The organism is Sphingobium limneticum, from assembly GCF_008710155.1.
Classification (GTDB): Bacteria; Pseudomonadota; Alphaproteobacteria; order Sphingomonadales; family Sphingomonadaceae; genus Sphingobium; species Sphingobium limneticum.
Map to the genome: position 1 here is coordinate 146,848 of NZ_VYPZ01000007.1, position 21,744 is coordinate 168,591.

Consider the following 21,744-nt stretch of genomic DNA (forward strand, 5'->3'; position numbering starts at 1 on the left):
TCAACCGGCGTCGCAATGGCCCGCCTCATCCACCGCGTTGAACTGCGCCGCATCGACATCGGGCGCCGGCCAGCCCTGCGCCATTCGGGCCACTGCGGCGGCTACCGTCGGCGAAAGCCGTTCGGGCTGATCCTGCGCGATGGCGACGATCTGCGCCTTCATCCGCGGATCCCAGAAGCGGGTCAGATGTTCGGCCAGCGCTTCCGTCGCCTTCGCCTCGCCCATCATCGCCATGTTGCGGGCGATCTGGTGCGCCATGTAGATCAGCCTGTCGGTGGTGGACATGACATGCGTATCGTCGCTCATATGTCCCGCCTATTCCGCCGCTTCCAGCGGGACGATGCGGCGGCTGGTCCGGGCCTGCTCCGCATAATCCTGCTGCCAATCGCTCGGCCCGTTGGACGCCATCACCTGCACCGCCGTCACTTTATATTCGGGGCAATTGGTGGCCCAGTCCGAATAGTCGGTGGTGATGACATTGGCCTGCGTCTCGGGATGGTGGAAGGTCGTATAGACCACCCCCGGCGCGACCCGTTCGGTAATCAGCGCGCGCAAGGTCGTCTCCCCCGCCCGGCTGCGCAGCGTCACCCAATCGCCATCCTTCAGGCCACGATTGTCGGCGTCGCTCGGATGAATTTCCAGCCGATCCTCGGGATGCCAAGCGGTATTGGCCGTACGCCGCGTCTGCGCGCCCACATTATAATGCGACAGGATGCGCCCGGTGGTCAACAACAGCGGGAAGCGCGGCCCGGTCTTCTCGTCGGTCGGCACATAGTCGGTGACGACGAATTTGCCCTTCCCCCGAACGAAGCCGTCGATATGCATGGTCGGCGTTCCGTCCGGCGCGGCATCATTGGCCGGCCATTGCAACGACCCCTCCGCCTCCAGCCGGTCATAATGCACGCCGGCAAAGGTCGGAGTGAGCGCCGCAATCTCATCCATGATCTGCGCGGGATGGTCGTAGGTCCAAGCCAGCCCCATGGCATTCGCCACCAATTGCACGATCTCCCAATCGGCATAGCCATTGAGCGGCGCCATCACCTTGCGCACGCGCTGGATGCGCCGTTCGGCATTGGTGAAGGTGCCGTCCTTCTCCAAAAAGGTCGATCCGGGCAGGAAGATATGCGCATAATTGGCGGTTTCGTTCAGGAACAGATCCTGCACCACCACGCACTCCATCGCCGCCAGCCCCGCCGCGACATGATGGGTATTGGGGTCGGACTGGAGAATATCCTCGCCCTGCACGAACAGCCCCTTGAACGTGCCGTCGGTCGCCGCGTCCAGCATGTTGGGAATGCGCAACCCAGGCTCGGCGTCCAGCGTCACGCCCCATGTCCGTTCGAACAGGCTACGCGTGGCGTCGTCCGACACATGGCGATAGCCGCTGAACTCATGCGGGAAGCTGCCCATGTCGCACGCCCCCTGCACATTATTCTGACCCCGCAGCGGGTTCACGCCCACGCCTTCACGCCCGACATTGCCGGTCGCCATGGCGAGATTGGCGATCGCCATCACCGTCGAACTGCCTTGCGAATGTTCGGTAACGCCCAATCCATAATAGATCGCGCCATTGCCCCCGGTCGCATAGAGCCGCGCGGCCGCCCGCACCTCCTCCGCCTTCACGCCGGTCAGCGGTTCGATCGCCTCGGGCGAACGCGCCGCCTCCGACACGAACTCCGCCCAATCCATGAACTCGTCCCAGTCGCACCGTTCGCGGATGAAGGCTTCGTCATAGAGTTTCTCGGTCACGACCACATGGGCGATCGCGGTCAGCATCGCGACATTGGTGCCGGGCCGTAAGGGGAGATGATGTTCCGCCGTGATATGGGGCGATTGCACCAGATCGGTACGGCGCGGATCGATGACGATCAGCTTCGCGCCCTGCCGCAGCCGCTTCTTCATGCGCGACGCAAACACCGGATGTCCATCGGTCGGATTGGCGCCGATGACCAGAATCACGTCCGCATGCATTACGCTGTCGAAATCCTGCGTCCCCGCCGACGTGCCGAAAGTCTGGCTCAACCCATAGCCGGTCGGCGAATGGCACACCCGCGCGCAGGTATCGACATTGTTGTTGCCGAACCCCTGCCGGATCAATTTTTGAACCAGAAAGGTTTCTTCGTTGGTGCAACGGCTCGACGTGATCCCGCCGATGCTGCGCGTCCCATATTTGCCCTGGATGCGGCGAAACTCGCTCGCGGTGTAAGCAATCGCCTCCTCCCACGACACTTCGCGCCACGGCTCGCTCACCGACGCGCGGATCATGGGGTTGAGAATCCGGTCCTGATGCTGGGCATAGCCCCAGGCGAAGCGCCCTTTGACGCAGCTATGGCCGCGATTGGCCTTGCCGTCCTTCCACGGCACCATCCGCACCAGCTCTTCCCCCCGCATTTCCGCGCGGAAGGTGCAGCCGACGCCGCAATAGGCGCAGGTGGTGACGACGGCGCGATCGGGCGTGCCGATCTCCACCACCACCTTCTCGATCAGGCTGGCGGTCGGGCAAGCCTGCACGCACGCCCCGCAGGACACACATTCCGACCCCAGAAAATCCTCGCCCTGCGATGGCGATACCTTGGAGTCGAATCCCTTGCCCTCAATGGTCAGCGCGAAAGTGCCCTGAACCTCTTCGCACGCCCGCACGCAGCGCGAACAGACGATGCACTTGCTGGGATCAAAATCGAAATAAGGGTTCGACTGATCCTTCGCCTGCCCCATATTCGTCGCGCCATCATAGCCATAGCGCACATCGCGCAGGCCCACCGCGCCCGCCTGATCCTGCAATTCGCAATCCCCGTTCGCGCCGCAGGTCAGGCAATCGAGCGGATGATCGGAAATATAGAGTTCCATCACGCCGCGCCGCAACTGCTTCAACCGCTCGGTCTGGGTGCGCACCACCATGCCCTGCGCGACCGGCGTGGTGCAGGATGCGGGATAGCCGTTGCGCCCCTCCACCTCCACCAGACACAGCCGGCACGATCCGAAACTCTCGACATTGTCGGTCGCGCATAATTTGGGGATGGAGCCGCCCAGCAGCGATGCGGCGCGCATGATGCTGGTGCCTTCGGGCAAGGTGACATTCTGCCCGTCGATGGTCAGGGTGATGGCCTTGCCGGTCGCCAGCGCCGGCGGCGTGCCATGGTCGGTTTCGCGGGAAAAGCTCATTCCGCGGCCTCCTTCACGGGCGCATCCGCGCCGAAATCCTCAGGAAAATAATCGAGCGCGCTCAGCACCGGATAAGGTGTGAAGCCCCCCAGCGCGCAAAGCGATCCATATTTCATAGTATCGGCCAGATCGCGCAGCAGATTGGTTTGCGCTTCGATCGACACATTGATCCGGTCGGGCGCGCGGGAATACAGCGCTCGATTCAGATACCCCTCCCCCGTTCGCCCTGAGTCTGTCGAAGGGCCAGCATGTGCTTCGACAGGCTCAGCTCGAACGGAACTTGCGCTTTCTCGCGCGCCTATAATCCGGTCCATAATCTCCACCCCGCGCGTCGATCCGATCCGGCAGGGTGTGCATTTGCCGCAGCTTTCCGCCGCGCAAAATTCCATCGCGAAGCGCGCCATATGCGCCATGTCGACACTGTCGTCGAACACGGTGATGCCGGCATGACCGATCAGCCCACCCGCCTGCGCGAAAGCCTCATAATCGAACGGCAGATGGAACATGCTCGGCGGGAAATAGGCGCCCAGCGGCCCGCCCACCTGCACTGCCCGCACCGGTCGCCCGCTCGCCGTGCCGCCACCAATGTCATGCACCAGTTCGCCCAGCGTGATCCCAAACCCGATCTCGTACAGCCCGCCATGCCGCACATTGCCCGCCAGTTGCACCGGCATGGTCCCGCGCGACCGGCCGAAGCCGACCGCCGCATAAGCCTCCGCCCCCTCGGCCAGGATGAACGGCACGGCGGCCAGCGACAGCACATTATTGATGACGGTCGGCTGACCGAACAGCCCCTTGAGCGCCGGCAGTGGTGGTTTGGCCCGCACCTGCCCGCGCTTGCCCTCAATCGAATCGAGCAGCGCTGTCTCCTCCCCGCAGACATAGGCCCCCGCGCCCTCGCGCACCTCCAGCACGAAAGGCGCGACGATGTGCGCCGACGCCTCGATCGCCGCACGCATCGTCGCGATGCAATAGGGATATTCGGAGCGGATATAGATATAGCCATAGCCTGCCCCGACCGCATGCGCCGCGATCGCCATGCCTTCGATCAGGCAATAGGGGTCGCCCTCCATCAACATCCGGTCGGCGAAGGTGCCGCTGTCGCCCTCGTCGGCGTTGCAGACGATATATTTGTCGCCCGCCGGCGCATCCAGCACGGTCTGCCACTTGATGCCTGTAGGGAATCCCGCCCCACCACGCCCGCGCAGGCCCGACGCCTTGACCGCATCGACGACCTTTTGCGGCGCCTGCGCCCGCGCTACCTCCAGACCGACCCAGCCACCCAATACCGCATAATCATCCAGGCTCAGCGGATCGATCACCCCACAGCGCGCGAAGGTGAAACGCTGTTGCCCGGCAAAGAAGGGCAAATCCTCCATCTTGCCCAACCGCGCCGCATGGCTGCCATCCAGCACCGCCGCCACATCGTCCGGCCCGACCGGCCCGAAACCGATCCGCCCCTCGTCCATCTCCACCTCGACCAGAGGCTCGATGCTGAACAGACCGCGCGATCCGGTGCGCACCACCGCGCAACCGGCATCGGCAAAGGCGCGCGCCACCTCGTCCGCGCCCAGCGCCACCGAAGCCATGTCGCGGCTGATGAAAACCCGGCTCATGCCGCCACCTCCAGCGCGATCCGCTCCAGCGCGGCGGCATCGATGCGCGCCACCGGCCGCCCATCGACCAGCGCATTGGGACCGACCGCACACAGGCCCAGGCAATAGACCGGCTCCAGCGCCACCTGCCCATCAGCCCGCACCGCACCCATCGCCACGCCCAGCCGTTGCGCCGCCGCCTGCTCGATCGCCGCACCGCCCCGCGCCTGACAGCTTTCCGCCCGGCACAGTTTCACGACATGGCGGCCCGGCGGCATCCGGCGAAAATCATGATAGAAAGTGATGACGCCATGCACATCGGCCCGGCTGAGGTTCAGCGCCTTTGCGATCGCGGGCACCCACGCATCGTCGATATAGCCGCCCTCTTCCTGCATCGCGTGCAGCAGCGGCAATAATCCGTCGCGCGTCGTGCCATGGCGCGCGGTCCAGGCGCCGATAAACTCTTCCATCATACCCTGCCTTTTGGCTCATTTTGCGCATGATCCTGCGCGCGAGCCATCAGCGGGTCAAATCGAAGTCCGATATCGTTGATAGAGAATGACTATCACGCAATCCGAAAGCCGGACGGCAGACACAGTTCGCGCGCCACGCCCAGCACCGCCTGCGCCAGCGGCCCCATCGGCGCGCTGTCCGACACGATCACGCCGACGCGACTGCCTTCGTCCGGCGCCGGCATGGCATGCGTCCGTGCCCAGGCCAGCCCGTCGAGCAGATTGGCATGGCTGTCCGGGATGATGGAACAGAGCCGCCCCTGCCGCACCAGCCCCAGCAGTGCAACATAGGAGTCAGCCGTCACCAGCGGCCGCAGCGCCAGTCCTCGTTCGGACAGGCGCGCATCCAGAATACGGCGGTTCTGCATCCCCTGATGTAGCAGGCAAAGCGGCAACCGCGCCAGATCGGCCCAATCCAGCGGGTTGGGGATCGCCACGCCATCCACCGCACTCACCACCATCGTGCGCTCGACATAGAGCGGCACCGACAGCGCATGGGCAGGCGGTTCGAAATCCAGATAGGTAAGGCCCGCATCCAGCTCGAACGCCGCCAGCTCCCGCTCGATCTGCCGCGACGTCAGCGCCCGGATCGACACGTTGAGGCCCGGATGCCGCGCCAGCATCGCCGCGACCAGACAGCCGATCGCCGGCATCGCCGCCGGGATCGCGCCCAATCGCAATTCGCCTTTCAACGGTCCCCGCGCCGTCTCCGCCGCCTGCCCCAACGCCTCGGCCGCCGCCACCAACTGCCGCGCCCAGGGCAGGATCGCCTCCCCCTCCGCCGTCAGCCCGCCATATTTGCGGTCGCGCAGGATCAGCCTTTTGCCCAGCTGCGCCTCCAGCGTAGCGATGCCGGCGGACAGCGTCGGCTGCGACACGTTGCAATGCGCCGCCGCCCGCGCAAAATGGCCCTCGCGCTCCAGCGCCAGAAAATATTCGACAAGGCGGGTCTGCATTCTCCCACCTTATGCCTTATAGAGCATAGCTATCAAGGGAGGCGTGGTTGCGCGAAGGACCGATTTTGGGCGCGGTACTGGCCGGCGGCCGGGCCAGCCGCTTTGGCAGCGACAAGGCGATGGCCCTTCTCGATGGGGTCACGCTGCTCGATCATGCGCGGGCCGGGTTGGCGCCCCATGTTGCGGAGGTCGTCATTTGCGGTCGCGACGGCGGGTTGGCGGATCGCCCCCATCCCGGCATGGGACCATTGGGCGGCCTCAATGCCGCGCTCCACCATGCGCTCAGCCACGGTTTCGTCGGCGTCCTCACCACCGGCTGCGACATGCCGATTTATCCTGCCGCGCTACCCGCCGCGCTGATCGGCGATAACGCCGCCATCCTGCATGGCCAGCAACTGCTCGGCTGGTGGCCCGCCACACTGGCGCCCGAACTGGACGCGCATCTGGGCGAAGAGAATAACCGCTCCATCTATGGCTGGCTGGAGCGCATCGGCGCGCGCGTGGTGGAGGTGCCTGGCCTCATCCTGCCCAACATCAACCGACCGGAGGATCTGGCGAACCTTGCCGCCCATCCCCGTTCGGGCTGAGCCTGTTGAAGCCGGTCCTTATCAGGCCTCGATCATCGCACCCATCGCCACGTCCGCCAACGCAGGCGTCCCCGCCACCGCTTCCCCGATCAGCAGCAAGGTGGGATCTTCATCGCTGATCGTCTGCACCAGAAACGCAAGCGCTGACAGCTTGCCGCGGATCAGTCGCTCGCCGGGCAAGGACACATTGACCGCCACCATCACCGGCGTTTCGGGATCGCGCCCAGCCGCGATCAGCGATCGCGCAATCTCACCCGCCGCCGCGCGTCCCATATAGATGCCCAGCGTCCCGCCCGGCCGCGCCAGCGCCTCCCAGTCCAGCGTCAGCGGCTCGCCTGCCTTCAGATGCGCCGTCGCCAAAGTCAGCCCGCGCGCCACCCCGCGCAACGTCAGCGACGCACCACCGCTCGCCGCCGCCGCGCTGGCGGTGGTGATGCCGGGACAGATGCGAAAGCGCACGCCCTCGCTCGCCAGATGCGCCATCTCCTCGGCAGACCGGCCGAATATCGACGGATCGCCCCCCTTCAACCGCACGACGCGCTTGCCCACCTTCGCCGCCGCCAGCAGCAAGTCGTTGATGCTGTCCTGCGCTTTCGAGTGCCGGCCCGATCGCTTGCCCACGCTGACTCGCTCCACGCCCTCTGCGATCATATCCAGCACGCCCGGCCCGACCAGCGCGTCGTAAAAGACGATGTCCGCCGCCCCGATCAGCTTCTCCGCCTTGCGCGTCAGCAGGTCGGGATCGCCCGGCCCTGCGCCCACCAGCCAGACTTCACCGGGTGCAATCAGATCATTCGGCTGCATGGAGCGTCTCCTGCGATATTTGCATAAGGATGTTGGCGATCGCCGGCCGGCACGATCCGCAATTGGTGCCGGCGCCCAGCGCCTTGCCGATGGCCGGCACATCGACCAGTTGCTGGTCACGGATCGCCGCGACGATCTGGTTGAGGCCGATGTCGAAACAGACGCAGATGGTCGCGCCCTTGTCCGGCTGGCTACCCGGCCCTCGCGCGGCCAGCACGGTCGCGCCCACATTCTCCGCCGACAACTGGCCGATCAGCCAGTCGCGCGAAGGCAGCAAACCGGTACGCGTGACGATCAATATCCCCGCCAGCTTGCCCTCCTGGATGATCGCCACCCGCCGCGTCCCGCGCGTTCGGTCGATCGCCTCGACCCGGTCGCCCTTGGGCAGGCAGGCCTCCAGCCGCGCCACATCGCCATTGCCCGCCACCTCATATAGCGCGCCGCCCGGCACGGTCACCTTGGTCGCCCAAAGGCAGGGCAGCCGCACCGCATCCTGTCCGCGCAGGATCAAGAAACCCGTCCACTCGGTCGCGACCCGCTCGACGCTGGCCGGGGTGGATTTGAACCCCGGCTGGCCCGAATGCGGGTCCACCAGTGGACGGGGCAGCAGGCCGGTTCGCCCGCCGCTCGATATCTGGTCGGTCCAGTGGATCGGCGTGAAAATCTCGCCAGGCCGTTGCCCTTCGCTATAGGCGACGCGAAAGATGCTGTGCCCCTGCGCCGTCTGGACGCGGGCCAGATCGCGGTCGGCGATACCCAGCGCCTGCGCATCGCACGGATGGATGTCCACCAGCGGCTCCTCGCGATGCCGCGCCAGCTTGGGGGCGAGGCCGGTCCGCGTCATCGTGTGCCACTGGTCGCGATAACGGCCGGTGTTGAGCGTCATCGGCCAGTCCTTGAGCGGCGCCTGCACGTCCATCTGGCGGGTCAGTACCAGCCGCGCCTTGCGGTCGGGCGTCGAAAAGCCACCGGCAAATGGCGCATCGCCCCCCCAACGAAACGGCGCCATCGCGTCATAGGCTTCATTGCCGATCGCGGCCTGCGCCCGCAGGTTCAGCACCCGCGCGCCGTCATTCTGGTACGCGGTCAGGCGTGCATGCTCGCGCCAGATATCGGCCGGCCGCTCATAGGCGAAAGCGTTGCGCCAGCCCATCCGCCGCGCAACCTGCGTTACGATCCACCAGTCCGGCTTCGCCTCTCCGGGCAGTGTCATGAAGGGGCGCTGCCGGCTGATGGTACGATCGGAGTTGGTGACGGTCCCATCCTTCTCGCCCCAACCGGCGGCGGGCAGGCGGACATGGGCATGGGTGCTGCTGTCGGTATCGGCAATGATGTCCGACACGACGAGGAAGGGGATCGACTCCAGCGCCTCCCGCACCCGGCCTGCATCGGGGAGGGAAACGGCCGGGTTGGTCGCCATCACCCACAGCGCCTTGATCCGCCCTTCGTTGATCGCGCGAAACAGGTCCACGGCCTTCAACCCCGGCTTGGTCGCCATCGTCGGCGCGGCCCAGAAACGGCCGACGCGCGCGACATTGTCCGGCGCGAAATCCATATGCGCCGCCAGCGTAGAGGCCAGGCCGCCCACCTCCCGCCCGCCCATGGCGTTGGGCTGGCCCGTGATCGAAAAAGGCGCTGCGCCCGGCTTGCCGAAACGGCCGGTGGCGAGATGGACGTTGATGATTGCATTGACCTGATCGGTGCCGCGGATCGACTGGTTGATGCCCTGGCTGAACATCGTAATGGTGCGCGGGGTCGCGGCGAACAGCTCGAAAAACTGTTTCAGCAGCGCCGGTTCCACATCGCAGGTCGCGGCCGTCGTCCACAGATCATGACCGGTGCGGATATGCTCCCAAAAGCCTTGGGGCGCGGTCACATGATCGGCCATGAAGGCAGGATCGGTGATCCCCTCCGCCTCACACGAGGCCAGAAGCCCGTTCATCAATGCGACGTCGGTACCCGGCTTTATGGCCAGATGCAGGTCGGCGCCTTCACAGGTTTCGGTGCGGCGGGGATCGATGACGACCAGCTTCGTACCGCGCGCCGCCCGCGCCGCCTGTATGCGCTGGTAAACGATCGGGTGGCACCAGGCGGTGTTGGAGCCGACCAGTACGATCAGGTCCGCCTGATCCAGATCCCCATAGCTGGCGGGCACCACATCCTCACCAAATGCCCGATTGTGGCCCGCCACCGCGCTCGACATGCAGAGGCGACTGTTCGTGTCGATATTCGCCGACCCGATGAAGCCCTTCATCAGCTTGTTGGCGACATAATAATCCTCGGTCAGCAACTGGCCAGAGACGTAGAAGGCCACGCTGTCCGGGCCGTAACGGTCGATCGTCTCGCGAAACCGCCTCGCGACCAGATCCAGCGCCTTGTCCCAACTGGCGCGCTTGCTGCCGATCATCGGATGCAACAACCGCCCGGTCAGCCCGACCGTCTCGCCCAGATGCGTGCCCTTGGAACAGAGGCGCCCGCCATTGGCCGGATGCGCCTCATCCCCCTTGATCACGACCGAGCGCGGCCCGGTCGGCGTGGCCGCTATGCCGCAACCAACACCGCAATAAGCGCAGGTGGTGCGGATAGAGCTAGTCATAGCCCCTCCCTTCCAAGGGAGGGGTTGGGGTGGGTGCGAGCGAAGCGGGCCTGCAACATCACCGGTGCAAGCGCCGCTGACGCGGCGCACCCACCCCCGACCCCTCCCTTGAAAGGGAGGGGAGAACGAAATCGCACCCTCACGCCGCCACCGGCATCGCGACCGGCCGGGCGATCAAAATCCGCTCGCCCTCCACCCGCACCGCGATGGTCGGCGTGCAGCCCTCATCATTACCCTGCGCTTCACCCGTCCTGAGCGCGATATTCCAGTTATGCAGCGGACAGGCGACATTATGCCCGTGAACGATGCCCTGGCTCAGCGGTCCCTTCTTGTGCGGACATTCATCGACCAGCGCGAAGACATGATCGTCGCCGGTGCGGAACACCGCGATTTCCTTCTGCCCATCAATCTGCACCGTGCGGGCGCCGCGCTGGGGAATGTCGGCTAGCGTGCCGATATCGATCCATGTCGTCATGAGGGGTTACTCCGCAGCGGTGGCAAAGGGGGCGAGCGGCTGGTGCAGTTCGGCATGCTGGCCGGCCGCACGTTCAGCCCATGGATCGTCCTGGCTGAAGCTTTGCGCATAGAGGAAGCGCGCCCTCAGCGCCTCGCGCCCCGCCTCATCCTCGACGATCCTCTGCTTGATATAATCGACGCCCACCCGCTCGATCCATGGCGCGGTCCGCTCCAGATAGCGGGCTTCCTCGCGATAGAGCTGAGTGAAGGCGGCGCAGTAATCCATCGCCGCCTGCTCGGTCGCGACCTTGCACAGGAAATCGGTGGCGCGGACATGGATGCCGCCATTGCCGCCGACATGCAGTTCATAGCCGGAATCGACGCACACCACCCCAAAATCCTTGATCGTCGCCTCCGCGCAATTGCGGGGGCAGCCCGACACGGCGATCTTGAACTTGTGGGGCATCCACGATCCCCAGGTCATCCGCTCGATCTTGACGCCAAGGCCGGTCGAATCCTGCGTGCCGAAACGACACCATTCGCTACCTACGCAGGTCTTCACGGTGCGCAGCGACTTGCCATAGGCATGGCCCGACACCATGCCCGCGGCATTCAGGTCGGCCCAGACGGCGGGCAGATCTTCCTTCCTGATGCCGAAAATGTCGAGCCGCTGGCCGCCCGTCACCTTCACCATCGGCGCGTTGAACTTCTCGACCACGTCGGCAATCGCGCGCAATTCACGCGGGTTGGTCAGGCCACCCCACATGCGCGGTACGACCGAATAAGTGCCGTCCTTCTGGATATTGGCGTGCATGCGTTCGTTGACGAAGCGGCTCTGCTGGTCGTCCTGATAGTCTCCCGGCAGCGCGCAGAGCAGATAATAATTGAGCGCAGGACGGCAGGAGGAGCAGCCATCCGGGGTCGACCAGTGCAGCAACTGCATGACCTCGGGGATGGAGCGCATATTCTGCGCCACGATTTCCCGCCGCACATCATCATGGGTGAAGCTGGTGCATTTGCATAGCGTCTTCGGCCCGGATTTGACGTCGTCGCCCAGCACCACCGCCAACAGATTTTCGACAATGCCGGTGCAACTGCCGCAGCTGGCGGATGCCTTGCAGGTGGAACGGACGGCATCCAGGCTGCCATTGCCCGCCTCGATACAGGCGACGACCTGACCCTTGCTGACGCCGTTGCAGCCGCAAATCTCGGCATCGTCCGAGAGCGCCGCAACGGCCGCCTTAGGGTCCAGCGCGCCCCCTCCTTGGGCGAAGGCTTGTCCGAAGATCAGCAGATCGCGAATGTCCGCGACATTTTCCTCGCGCTTCAGCAGGTCGAAATACCAGCCGCCATCCACGGTATCGCCGTACAGCACCGCGCCGATGACCTTGTCGTCCTTCACGACGACCCGCTTATAGACCCCACGCGAAGCGTCGCGCAGGACGATATCCTCGCACCCTTCACCACCCGAAAAATCACCGGCGGAAAAGACGTCCAGCCCCGCGACCTTCAGCTTGGTCGAGGTCACCGACCCCTTATAACCACTATGCTGGTCGGTCAGCCCATCGGCCAGGCTGCGGCACATATCCCACAGCGGCGCGACCAGGCCATAGACATTGCCGTCATGCTCGACGCATTCGCCGACGGCGAGGACATCGGGGTCGCTGGTGACCATATGGTCGTCGACCCTGATACCGCGATTGACCTCCAGCCCCGCTTCGCGCGCCAGCGCCGTCGCGGGACGGATGCCCACAGCCATCACGACGAGGCTGGCCGGAATCTCGGTGCCGTCCTTCAGGCGGACACCTTCGACCTTGCCGTCACCATAGATGCTTTCGGTATTGGCGCCGGTCAGGATGGTCTGACCCCGGCCCTCCAGTGCGCTCTTCAGCAGCCAGCCCGCCGCCTCGTCCAGTTGCCGCTCCATCAGCGTGTCCATCAGGTGGATGACCGTCACCTTCATGCCGCGCAGGGTCAGCCCATGCGCCGCCTCCAGCCCCAGCAGACCGCCACCGATCACCACCGCAGCGCCGCCGCCCAAAGCCTTACCAGCTTCGGCCGCCGCCAGCATCGTGTCGACATCCTTCATGTCGCGAAAGCTGATGACGCCCTGCAGATCCTTGCCCGGCACCGGAATGATGAACGGGTCGGAACCGGTCGCGATCAACAGCTTGTCATAATGGACGCTGCGGCCGCTCTGCGCCGTCACCCTCTTGGCCGCCCGGTCGATCGCCGTCACCGGATCGCCCGCGATCAGCTCGATGCCGTTGTCGTCATACCAGGCGCGGTCGTTGATGACGATCTGCTCGAACGTCTTCTCGCCCGCCAGCACCGGGGACAACATGATCCGGTTATAATTCACATAAGGCTCGGCCCCGAAGACGGTGACGCGATAGCGCCCCCCATCCCGCGCCAGCAGTTCCTCGACCGCGCGGCACCCGGCCATACCGTTGCCCACGACCACCAGATGCTCCCGCACATCGTCGGCCGGCACGCGGATATCGTCCCCGCTATCCACCGCCGGCTCGATTGTTCCGATCTGAAATTCCATCCCCGACACTCCAGAAACCAAAAAAGCCGCCATCCTGACCCCCGGTGAGAACCGAGAGTCAGGATGGCGGCTTTGCCATCATATAGTGCCTTGCCGGTTCTACCCTGAACCGCCGCGGCATGTGTGTGGGGACATCCTTGTCCCTTGCAGTGCAGCATATGGGGAATCGCCTGCATGCTCAAGCGATTCCTCTCATGCTTTTTCAATCAGATGGACCAGTCCGCCTGCACCCAGATCTTGTCCGTATCACTCGCCATCGCCTTCGCATCATAATGGGCGTAGCGCAGCGACAGCGCGGTCTTCCCTGCCTTGGCGGATGCAAGAAGGTCGATCTCGTCGCCATAATGCTGGTCCAGCCGATCGCTCTCGAACCGATGCCATGTCGCCGCCAGCGTCACGCCGGTCAGCGGCCCCATCTGCTTCCAGCCATAGCCGCCCCCGACATAGAGATCGCGGATGCCATTGGCCGGCGTGGTGAGGAATTTGTCCACCCAGCCCTGAAATTTGAAATTGGTGCCGAGTGGCGTCTGGAAGCTGGTGAAAGCGGCACCGCTACTGGCGCCCAGCACCTCATAGCCACCGTTCAGCTTCCATCCGCGCACATCCAGCGTCGCGTCCGCCAGCCAGTAATCCGCGCCATAATCATTGGGATTGCGATGATAATCGGACTGGCGGGCATAGCTGAGCTGATAGCTGATCTTCGCTACCGTCGACAAAGGGCGCGCTCCCGCCAGCCGCACCCCATAGGTCTGGCTCGACAGGCGAAACGCCTGCACCGCCGCCTCATCCTGATCCACCAGATAGGCAAAGCCGGTCAGCGTGCCGACGGGCGTCACATAGGACAGGTTCGCCAGGATAGTGTCCCCGCTCACCGCCTGCTGGCGCGCGCCCTTGCCCTGAAAACCCCAGATCGTCCGTGCGCTCCACGCATAGGCAACATCCAGCTTCAGTCCCTTGGCCGGCGTCAGTTCCGCCCGCACCGCGTCGAACGTCTGCGCGTTGTCGCGAAAGGCGACATTGCCCACGAACCGCTCGTCATCCAGCACGATTTTCTGCCGCCCGCCGGTCAGCGTCAGCGCCTTGGTCCTATATTGCAGCTGGGCGATGTAGAGCGCGATATTCTGCGGATCGGCGATGATCGGCCGCGTGGCCGCGCCATTCAGCCCGTCATGATAATCATCGACGGCAGCCAGCGTCCCCTGTCCCACGATTGTTGCCGACAGGGCGCCGCTGCTGGCCGTCAGCCCGGCGCGAGCACGCACGGTCAGCGCGTCGGCCTTATCTTGCGCCAACCCATCCTGATCGGCATGCTCATAGCGCAACCGCGCTTCGGCAATCGGCTTCAGGCTGATGGTCTGGGCATAAGCCGGCCCCGCGACGGCCAGCACGGCCGCCGATGCGAATAGTATCTTCATGAAAAATCGTCCCCCCTCGGACGAATTGGAGCATCGAGCTCAGAATAAAAATCCGTTCGCCCTGAGCCTGTCGAAGGGCTGCTCTTTCTTCATGCCGTCATGGAAAGATGGGACTTGGAAAGGCTCAGCCCGAACGCCATGGATATGGATTGGAGCGACGGTCCGTGCCGCCGCCCTCCTCTCCAACCCTCAGATGCGCGCGCCGCTGGTCCAGGTGGCGCGCCACTTAGCCTTCACCAGCGTCAGGCCCGCCAGCGCTACCAGCGCCAGCCCAGCAAAGATCAGGAAGCCCGGCGCAAAGCTGCCGGTCATCTGCTTGGCCAGCCCCAGCGAACTGGCGAGGTAGAAGCCGCCAACGCCGCCGGCCATGCCGACCAGTCCCGTCATCACGCCGATTTCCGCCTGAAACCGCTGCGGCACCAACTGAAACACCGACCCGTTGCCCGTCCCCAGCGCCAGCATCGCCAGCACGAAGAAGCCGAGCGCCCCGATCAGCGTCGTCGCATAGGCCACGCCCGCCAGCGCCAGCGCCGCCACGACCAGCACCATGGTCAGCGTCTTCACGCCACCGATCTTGTCGGCCAGCGCACCACCCATCGGCCGCACCAGCGACCCGGCGAACACGCAGCCGGCGGTGCAGTAACCCGCGATGATCGGGGTCAGGCCGAACTGGTCGGTGAAATAGATGGGCAAGGACGCAGCCAGACCCACGAACCCGCCGAACGTCACGGAATATAGCCCCATCAGCCACCAGGCGTCGCCCTGCTTCAGCGGCTCGAAATAGTCGATCATCTTCTTGGGCGCCGGCGCGTTGGGCGCATCCTTGGCCATGATCATATAGACGACAAACACGATGCTGAGCGGAATACAGGCCAGACCCAGCACGGCGTTCCATCCGAACAGCTTGGCCAGCATCGGCGCGAAGAGCGACGCCAATACCGTGCCGCTATTGCCCATGCCGGCCAGACCCATCGCCTTGCCCTGATGCTCGGCCGGATACCAGCGGCTCGCCAGCGGCAGCGCGATCGCGAAGCTGGCGCCGGCAAAGCCCAATATCACGCCCAGCGCCAGCGTCCCGCCAAAGCTGTTGACCCCCATCGCCCAGGCCGTGAACAGCCCGGCAATCACGATGATCTGGCTGATCGCGCCCGACCGCTTCGGCCCGATCCGATCGACCAGCAACCCGTTGACCACGCGCAGCAGCGCACCCGCTAGCGTCGGCGTCGCGACCATCAGCCCCTTTTCGGCCGGGGTCAGCATCAGTGTCTTGGCAATCATCGGGGCCAGCGGCCCCAGCAGCACCCAAACCATGAAGGCGAGGTCGAAATAGAGAAAGGCAGCGATCAAGGTCGGCATATGGCCGGCCTTCCAGAAGCTGGTCGCGGGCGCGGCCGTTTCGGCCTCCTGTCCTTCGCGATCCCAATAAGCGGTTGCCATGCTACGTCCCCCAATAGATGGAAAATGGACACGAAAAAAGCCGCAGGCCGGACGTTACCTAGTTGGTAAGTCCAGTCAGCGGCTTTGCTGCGAAATTTGGTGAGGACGGCCATCCCACCCTTGGGACGGCACATCCGGATCAGCGCGCTTCGATGCGCGACTCCATGATCATCCTGCAAGATGCGTCATGTTGCAAGGCACAAAATAGGGCGGCGACTTACCCCAACCCCCGTCATCCCAGCGCAGGCTGGGATCTCTCTGCCTTTTCAATTCTGTAGATCATAAGAAGAGCGATGCCAGCCTTCGCTGGCATGACGAAAAACTGGCTCGCCCAGCCATTTCTCACCCCGTCGGCGCAAACCCCGCCAGATAATCCTCTATCCTGTCAGGATCGAACACCCGCCCGTCGAAGAAACGATCCGGCCCCAACGTCAGTTCGCCCCGGCGCGATCCCACCGCCAGCGGCAGGTCCATCGCCCCTTCCAGCTTCATGCTCGCGCCCGGCATGGCGACGTCACTGTCCGCCAGCGCCTGGCGATAGACGTCCGGGCGGAACACCCCGCCCGCCTTTGCCACGCTCGCCGCGTCATGCTCGACCATGCCCCAACGCACCAGCTGCGAGTAGATCCACAACGCCTGGCTGCGCCATGGGAAGGACGTCGCCTCACGGCTGAACAGCATGAAATCGGGATTGGCGATCGGCGCCTCCCCCGCCCGCGCCACGATCTGCCCATTCAGCGCCCGGCCGATCAGTTCGGCCGGCTGATCGACATAGCGTGGATCGGCCAGCAGATCGGCCAGCGCCCCATGATGGGCCGGATCGTCGCACCAGGCCGCCGCCCGCGCCAGCGCGCGCAGCAACCGGTCAACCGTTTCGGGATTTTCCTCCAGCCAGCTTTCACGGAAGGCCAGAACCTTCTCCACGCCGCGTCGCCAGATCCGCTCGCCGATCGCCACCGTCTCGGCCAGCCCCGCCTCGACCGCCGCGCTGCCCCAGGGTTCGCCCGCAATAAAGCCGTCAATCTCGCCCGCGCGCATCGCTTCGACCGTCAGCGACGGCGGCAGCACGCGCAGCACCACATCCTTGTCCGGGTCCACACCCGCGCTGGCCAGCCAGTAACGCAGCATCAGGCTATGGCTGGAAAAACGATGCACCACGCCGATGATCGGTTTGCGCCGCCACAGCCCGATCGCGGCGGCAAAATCATGCGCCGTTCCCAGCGGATCGGCCAGCCGCGCCGCGACATCCGGCTCCAGCGCCTTGGCGAAATCGCTCGCCATCACCAGCATATTGCCGTTGACGCCCAGCTTGTAGGGCGCGGCCAGCGCGGCGGGCTGCTGGCTCAGCCCCAAAGTCACAGCCACCGCCAGCGGCGCCAACATCTGCGCGGCATGCACCTGTCCAAAAACCAACCGGTCGCGCAACGTCGCCCAGCTGGTCGTGCGGATAAGGTCCAGCCGCAGCCCCTCTTCCTCGGCAAAGCCCCGTTCCTGCGCCGCCACCAGCACGGCCGCATCGGTCAGCGGCAGGAAGGCGATCTTCAATGGCGTCGTCATAGCCCTCCTCCCAGCAAATCGCTGGCGGTAATCAACGCCTGCGCCACCTCCACGATCTTCTTGCCCTGGTTCATCGCGCTCGACCGCAACAGCGCATAGGCATCCTGCTCGCTCAGCGACCGCTGGTTCATCAGGATCGACTTGGCCCGGTCGATGATCTTGCGGTCGGACAGCGCGGTGCGCGCCTCGTCCAGTTCGCCCTGTATCTTGGCAAAGGCGTTGAAGCGCCGCACCGCCAGTTCCAGCACCGGCTTCACCCGCTCCTTGCGCAGGCCATCGACGACATATGCCGACACGCCGGCATCGATCGCCGCGCCGATCATGCTGTCATCGGATTGATCCACGAACATGGCGATCGGCTTGGCCAAAGCGCGGCTGACGATCAGCATCTCCTCCAGCGTATCGCGGCTCGGGCTGCCCAGATCCATCAGCACCACGTCGGGCGCCATCCGCTCCAGCCGCGCGACGAACGCACCGCGCGGTGGCACGATATGGATATCGTCATAGCCCGCCTCGCGCAGCCCTTCCTCCAGGACGGTCGCACGCAACCCGCTGTCATCGATGATGACGATTCGCATCTACCCTTGCCTCTTTTGCCCCGTGAGTGGCGCCAATGCTGCGCCGCGTCAATCGGGAGGCGCGGTGTGGGAGGTGACGGGCGCGTTTAGGTGGGAAGCGGAACGTCCTTATCCCTCTCCCCTTGGGGGAGAGGGCTGCGCAGACTTGGCAGCTTGCTGCCTAGTTGTAGCTGGGTGAGGGGGAAGCAACCTCGCGGCAGTACGCCAATCTTGCGCCAATCCCCCTCATCCAACTTCGCCTAACCGCCACGCGGTAAGGCTTCATATCCTTCTCCCTCCAAGGGAGAAGGAACGTCTCAAATGCTTGCAACTTGCCTCTCATCCCTCACCTGCCTACGATACACCTTCGCCTGAACCGACAAGGATCGCCGCCATGGACATCGCCCTGACCGCAAAGCCCAATTGCTATGCCTTCAGGAAAGTTATCGTCCATGCCTGCCATCACCCTCTCGAAACTCAGCTGGTCCGCGCCTGACGGCACCGCCGTCCTTGCCGGCCTCGACTTCCGCTTCGCCTCTGAACGCATCGGTCTGATCGGCCGCAACGGCGTCGGCAAATCGACCCTGATTGCCCTGATTGCAGGCGAAATCCGCCCCACAAATGGTGACATCCGGGTTGAAGGCAGCATCGCCATGCTCCACCAGACACTGGAGCCGACGCCCGGCCAGACGCTGGCCGACCTGTTCGACGACCGCGCCGCCCTGAGCCTGCTCGACAAGGCCGAGGCGGGCGACGCGACCATGGACGAACTGGACGCTTGCGACTGGACGCTGCCCAGTCGCCTGACCGATGCATTGGCGGAGGTCGGGCTGACCGCCGACCCGCTGACGCTTCTCGCCAACCTGTCCGGCGGCCAGCGCACCCGCGCGGCGCTGGCGGCGGCGATCTTCACCCGGCCCGATTGGCTTTTGCTGGACGAGCCGACCAATCATCTGGACGCTGACGGCCGCGACGCGCTCGCTACTCTGCTCCATCGCTGGCGCGGTGGCGCGATCATCGTCAGCCATGACCGCACCCTGCTGGAGCAGGTGGATGCGATCGCCGAACTCACCAGCCTCGGCATTGCGCGTCATGGCGGCAACTGGTCCAGCTGGCGCGCACGCAAGGATATCGAACTGGCCGCCGCACAGCATGCACTTGATCATGCCGAGCGGCAGGCGTCCGACCTTTCCCGCAAGACCCAGGTCGCGACCGAGCGGCAGCAGCGCCGCGATGGCGCAGGCGCGCGGCAGGCCGCAAAGGGCGGCATGCCCCGCATCCTGCTGGGGAAACGCAAACAGCAGGCCGAACAATCGAGCGGCGACGCCGCCCGCCGCGCCCAGCAGCAGGGCCGCGAAGCGCAGGCCGCCATCGCCGATGCCCGCGCGCAGATCGAAATCCTTGCCCCGCTCACCGTTGCCCTCCCCTCGGCCCATGTGCCGCCGGGCCGCATCTTGCTGACGCTGGGCGGGGTGACGGCCGGCCATGATCCGGCCCATCCCCCGCTGCGCGACCTCAGCCTGACCGTCGCCGGTCCGGAACGCATCGCTATCACCGGCCCCAACGGCGCGGGCAAATCCACGCTGCTGCATCTGATCGCTGGCCAGATCGAACCGCTGACGGGCCAGGCCCATCGCCCCGTCGCCTGCGCATTGCTCGATCAGCATGCGGGCCTGCTCGATCCCCATGCCAGCATCGCAGACAATTTCGCCCGCCTGCACCCCGGCGCCACCCGCAACGCCATCCACGCGGCGCTCGCTCGCTTTCGCTTCCGCGCGGATCTGGCGCTGCAACGGGTGGAGAGCCTGAGCGGCGGCCAGCGGCTACGCGCCGCGCTCGCCTGCGTGCTGGGCGGCGAAAATCTACCGCCGCTCCTGCTGCTGGACGAGCCGACCAACCATCTCGACCTCGATTCCATCGCGGCTGTCGAACAGGGCCTGGCCGCCTATGACGGTGCGCTGCTGGTGGTCAGCCACGATCCCGCTTTCCTCGACGCGATCGGCATCACCCGCCGCATCGCCCTGGGTTAATGCGCGGAGGAGGTATCGACATTGGCGCGCGGCTTGGGCGCGATCCACACGATCACGGCGGCTGCGAACAGGATGAGCGCCGACAGGAAGAATACATGATCGACCGCCATGACGATCGCCTCCTGCTCCACGATGTTGGAAATGGTCTGCCGCGCCTGCTCGGCGGAAAAGCCCATGCTCGACAGCATCGACTGGGTCTGGTCGGGTTGCAGCACATTCGCCATGTCGCTGCGCGACACGCGCTGGCTGTCGCCCCAACTGGTCAGCACCAGCGATGTCGCGATCGCGGTCGCCATGGTGCGCACGAAATTCTGGAGGCCCGCCGCCGATGCCGTCTCCTCCGGCCGCACCGACCCCAACGTCAGCGTCGTCAGCGGAATGAAGAAGAAGGGCAGCGCAAAGCCCTGCACGAATTGCGGAATGGCCATGGTGTAGAAATCGACACCGCTCGTCCAGTGCGCGCGCCACAGCGACATGATCCCGATCCACGCCACCGCGCCCGAAATCATCAGCCGCACGTCGACACGCGATAGCAGGAAGCCCGCCAGCGGCGCGGTGAACAAAGCCGCCATCGCCGTCAGCGCGGTGATGATGCCGGCCCAGGTCGCGGTATAGCCCATCGACATCTGCAACCATTGCGGAATGACAACGATGCTCGCGAAATAGGAACCGAAACAGAGCGACATGGTGAACAGGCCGGAACTGAAGCCGACATGGCGGAAGATGCGCAGATCCACCACCGGATGCTCCTCGGTCAGCTCCCAGATGACGAAGGCGACAAAACCGACGATCGCCATCAGCGCCAACGCGAGGATCAACGGATCGGCGAACCAGTCATGATCGCGCCCGATATCCAGCATCACCTGCAAACAGCCGATCCAGAACACCAGCAGGAACAGGCCGACCTTGTCGATCGGCACATTGGCCGTCTCCGTCTCCACCGGCTTCAGCAGCGCCTGCGCCGCCAATATGCACACCACCGCGATCGGCAGGTTGATGAAGAAGATCCAGTGCCAGCTCCAATTGTCGCTGATATACCCGCCGACGATCGGCCCCAATGCCGGCCCCATCAGGGTGGTCATCGCCCACATGCCCATGGCCCGCCCGCGCGTTTCGGGCGGGAAGATGCGCATCAGCAACGTCTGCGACATGGGCATGATCGGCCCGCCGCAAATGCCCTGCCCGATCCGGCAGGCGACCAGCATCCCCAGCGTGGAGGACAAGCCGCACAGAACGGAAAACAGGCCAAAGCCGATCATCGCCCAGGTGAACATGCGCACCACGCCGAAACGCTGCGCCAGCCATCCGGTCAGCGGCACGCAGATCGCCTCCGCCACCGCATAGGAAGTGATGATCCAGGTGCCCTGATCGGGCGAGATGCCAAGGTTGCCGGCAATGTGCGGCACGGACACGTTGGCGATCGTCAGGTCGAGCACGACCATCAGATTGCTCATCGCCAGCACCAGGCCCGCCAGCGTCCGGCTGCGCGGGGAGAGCCGCGAAAAAATATCGTCGTCGCCGCTCATAAC

Annotated in this window: 16 protein-coding genes; 2 read left to right on the forward strand and 14 right to left on the reverse strand. The window is 65.0% G+C overall.

The genetic code is table 11. The features are described 5' to 3' along the window. The 5 genes from F4U94_RS11060 to F4U94_RS11080 form a co-directional block, all read right to left on the reverse strand. Positions 1-306 (reverse strand): formate dehydrogenase subunit delta, encoded by a 306-nt coding sequence (locus tag F4U94_RS11060; RefSeq protein WP_120250829.1) that lies wholly within the window; start codon positions 304-306, stop codon positions 1-3. A gap of 9 nt (positions 307-315) precedes the next feature. Next, positions 316-3,162 carry a formate dehydrogenase subunit alpha gene (fdhF, locus tag F4U94_RS11065; protein WP_150411905.1) on the reverse strand — a complete coding sequence of 949 codons (2,847 nt, stop codon included), beginning with the start codon at positions 3,160-3,162 and terminating at the stop codon, positions 316-318. Beyond that, the gene (locus F4U94_RS11070) at positions 3,159-4,778 is read right to left on the reverse strand and encodes an NADH-ubiquinone oxidoreductase-F iron-sulfur binding region domain-containing protein (protein ID WP_150411906.1); all 1,620 of its coding nucleotides are present in this window, start codon (positions 4,776-4,778) and stop codon (positions 3,159-3,161) included. Before F4U94_RS11070 ends, fdhF begins: the two co-directional genes overlap by 4 nt. Then, the gene (locus F4U94_RS11075) at positions 4,775-5,227 is read right to left on the reverse strand and encodes an NAD(P)H-dependent oxidoreductase subunit E (protein ID WP_120252167.1); all 453 of its coding nucleotides are present in this window, start codon (positions 5,225-5,227) and stop codon (positions 4,775-4,777) included. The genes F4U94_RS11070 and F4U94_RS11075 overlap by 4 nt, the downstream gene beginning before the upstream one ends. Before the next feature lie 95 nt (positions 5,228-5,322). Further along, positions 5,323-6,225: a LysR family transcriptional regulator gene (locus F4U94_RS11080; protein ID WP_120250830.1), complete on the reverse strand. Its 903-nt coding sequence runs from the start codon at positions 6,223-6,225 to the stop codon at positions 5,323-5,325. A 47-nt stretch (positions 6,226-6,272) separates the two neighbouring features. On the opposite strand from F4U94_RS11080, the gene mobA reads away from it, so the two are divergent. Continuing rightward, positions 6,273-6,812, forward strand: a complete 540-nt coding sequence (mobA, locus tag F4U94_RS11085) for a molybdenum cofactor guanylyltransferase (protein WP_120250831.1) — start codon at positions 6,273-6,275, stop codon at positions 6,810-6,812. 21 nt (positions 6,813-6,833) lie between these two features. On the opposite strand, the gene cobA is transcribed toward mobA, so the two are convergent. From cobA to F4U94_RS11125, 8 genes are all read right to left on the reverse strand, one after another. After that, a complete protein-coding gene (cobA, locus tag F4U94_RS11090; protein WP_120250832.1) occupies positions 6,834-7,616 on the reverse strand; it encodes a uroporphyrinogen-III C-methyltransferase in 783 nt (260 codons plus the stop codon). Further along, on the reverse strand, positions 7,603-10,212 hold the full coding sequence (locus F4U94_RS11095; RefSeq protein WP_120250833.1) for a nitrate reductase: 2,610 nt from the start codon (positions 10,210-10,212) through the stop codon (positions 7,603-7,605). The genes cobA and F4U94_RS11095 overlap by 14 nt, the downstream gene beginning before the upstream one ends. Before the next feature lie 139 nt (positions 10,213-10,351). Beyond that, positions 10,352-10,687 carry a nitrite reductase small subunit NirD gene (nirD, locus tag F4U94_RS11100; RefSeq protein ID WP_120250834.1) on the reverse strand — a complete coding sequence of 112 codons (336 nt, stop codon included), beginning with the start codon at positions 10,685-10,687 and terminating at the stop codon, positions 10,352-10,354. A gap of 6 nt (positions 10,688-10,693) precedes the next feature. Further along, complete coding sequence (nirB, locus tag F4U94_RS11105) at positions 10,694-13,219, reverse strand: nitrite reductase large subunit NirB (protein ID WP_120250835.1); 2,526 nt, start codon at positions 13,217-13,219, stop codon at positions 10,694-10,696. 206 nt (positions 13,220-13,425) lie between these two features. Then, positions 13,426-14,634 carry a hypothetical protein gene (locus F4U94_RS11110; RefSeq protein ID WP_120250836.1) on the reverse strand — a complete coding sequence of 403 codons (1,209 nt, stop codon included), beginning with the start codon at positions 14,632-14,634 and terminating at the stop codon, positions 13,426-13,428. A gap of 189 nt (positions 14,635-14,823) precedes the next feature. Further along, positions 14,824-16,071: a nitrate/nitrite transporter gene (locus F4U94_RS11115; RefSeq protein WP_120250837.1), complete on the reverse strand. Its 1,248-nt coding sequence runs from the start codon at positions 16,069-16,071 to the stop codon at positions 14,824-14,826. A gap of 342 nt (positions 16,072-16,413) precedes the next feature. Then, on the reverse strand, positions 16,414-17,628 hold the full coding sequence (locus F4U94_RS11120) for a CmpA/NrtA family ABC transporter substrate-binding protein (RefSeq protein ID WP_120250838.1): 1,215 nt from the start codon (positions 17,626-17,628) through the stop codon (positions 16,414-16,416). Then, complete coding sequence (locus F4U94_RS11125) at positions 17,625-18,206, reverse strand: ANTAR domain-containing response regulator (protein WP_120250839.1); 582 nt, start codon at positions 18,204-18,206, stop codon at positions 17,625-17,627. Before F4U94_RS11125 ends, F4U94_RS11120 begins: the two co-directional genes overlap by 4 nt. Positions 18,207-18,637: 431 nt before the next feature. Between F4U94_RS11125 and F4U94_RS11130 the strand changes: the two genes are divergently transcribed. Next, complete coding sequence (locus F4U94_RS11130; protein ID WP_120250840.1) at positions 18,638-20,215, forward strand: ABC-F family ATP-binding cassette domain-containing protein; 1,578 nt, start codon at positions 18,638-18,640, stop codon at positions 20,213-20,215. Here the strand turns inward: F4U94_RS11130 and F4U94_RS11135 are convergent. Next, on the reverse strand, positions 20,212-21,741 hold the full coding sequence (locus F4U94_RS11135) for a DHA2 family efflux MFS transporter permease subunit (RefSeq protein ID WP_120250841.1): 1,530 nt from the start codon (positions 21,739-21,741) through the stop codon (positions 20,212-20,214). The two genes, F4U94_RS11130 and F4U94_RS11135, sit on opposite strands and share 4 nt — an antisense overlap. Between the last annotated feature and the right edge of the window lie 3 nt (positions 21,742-21,744).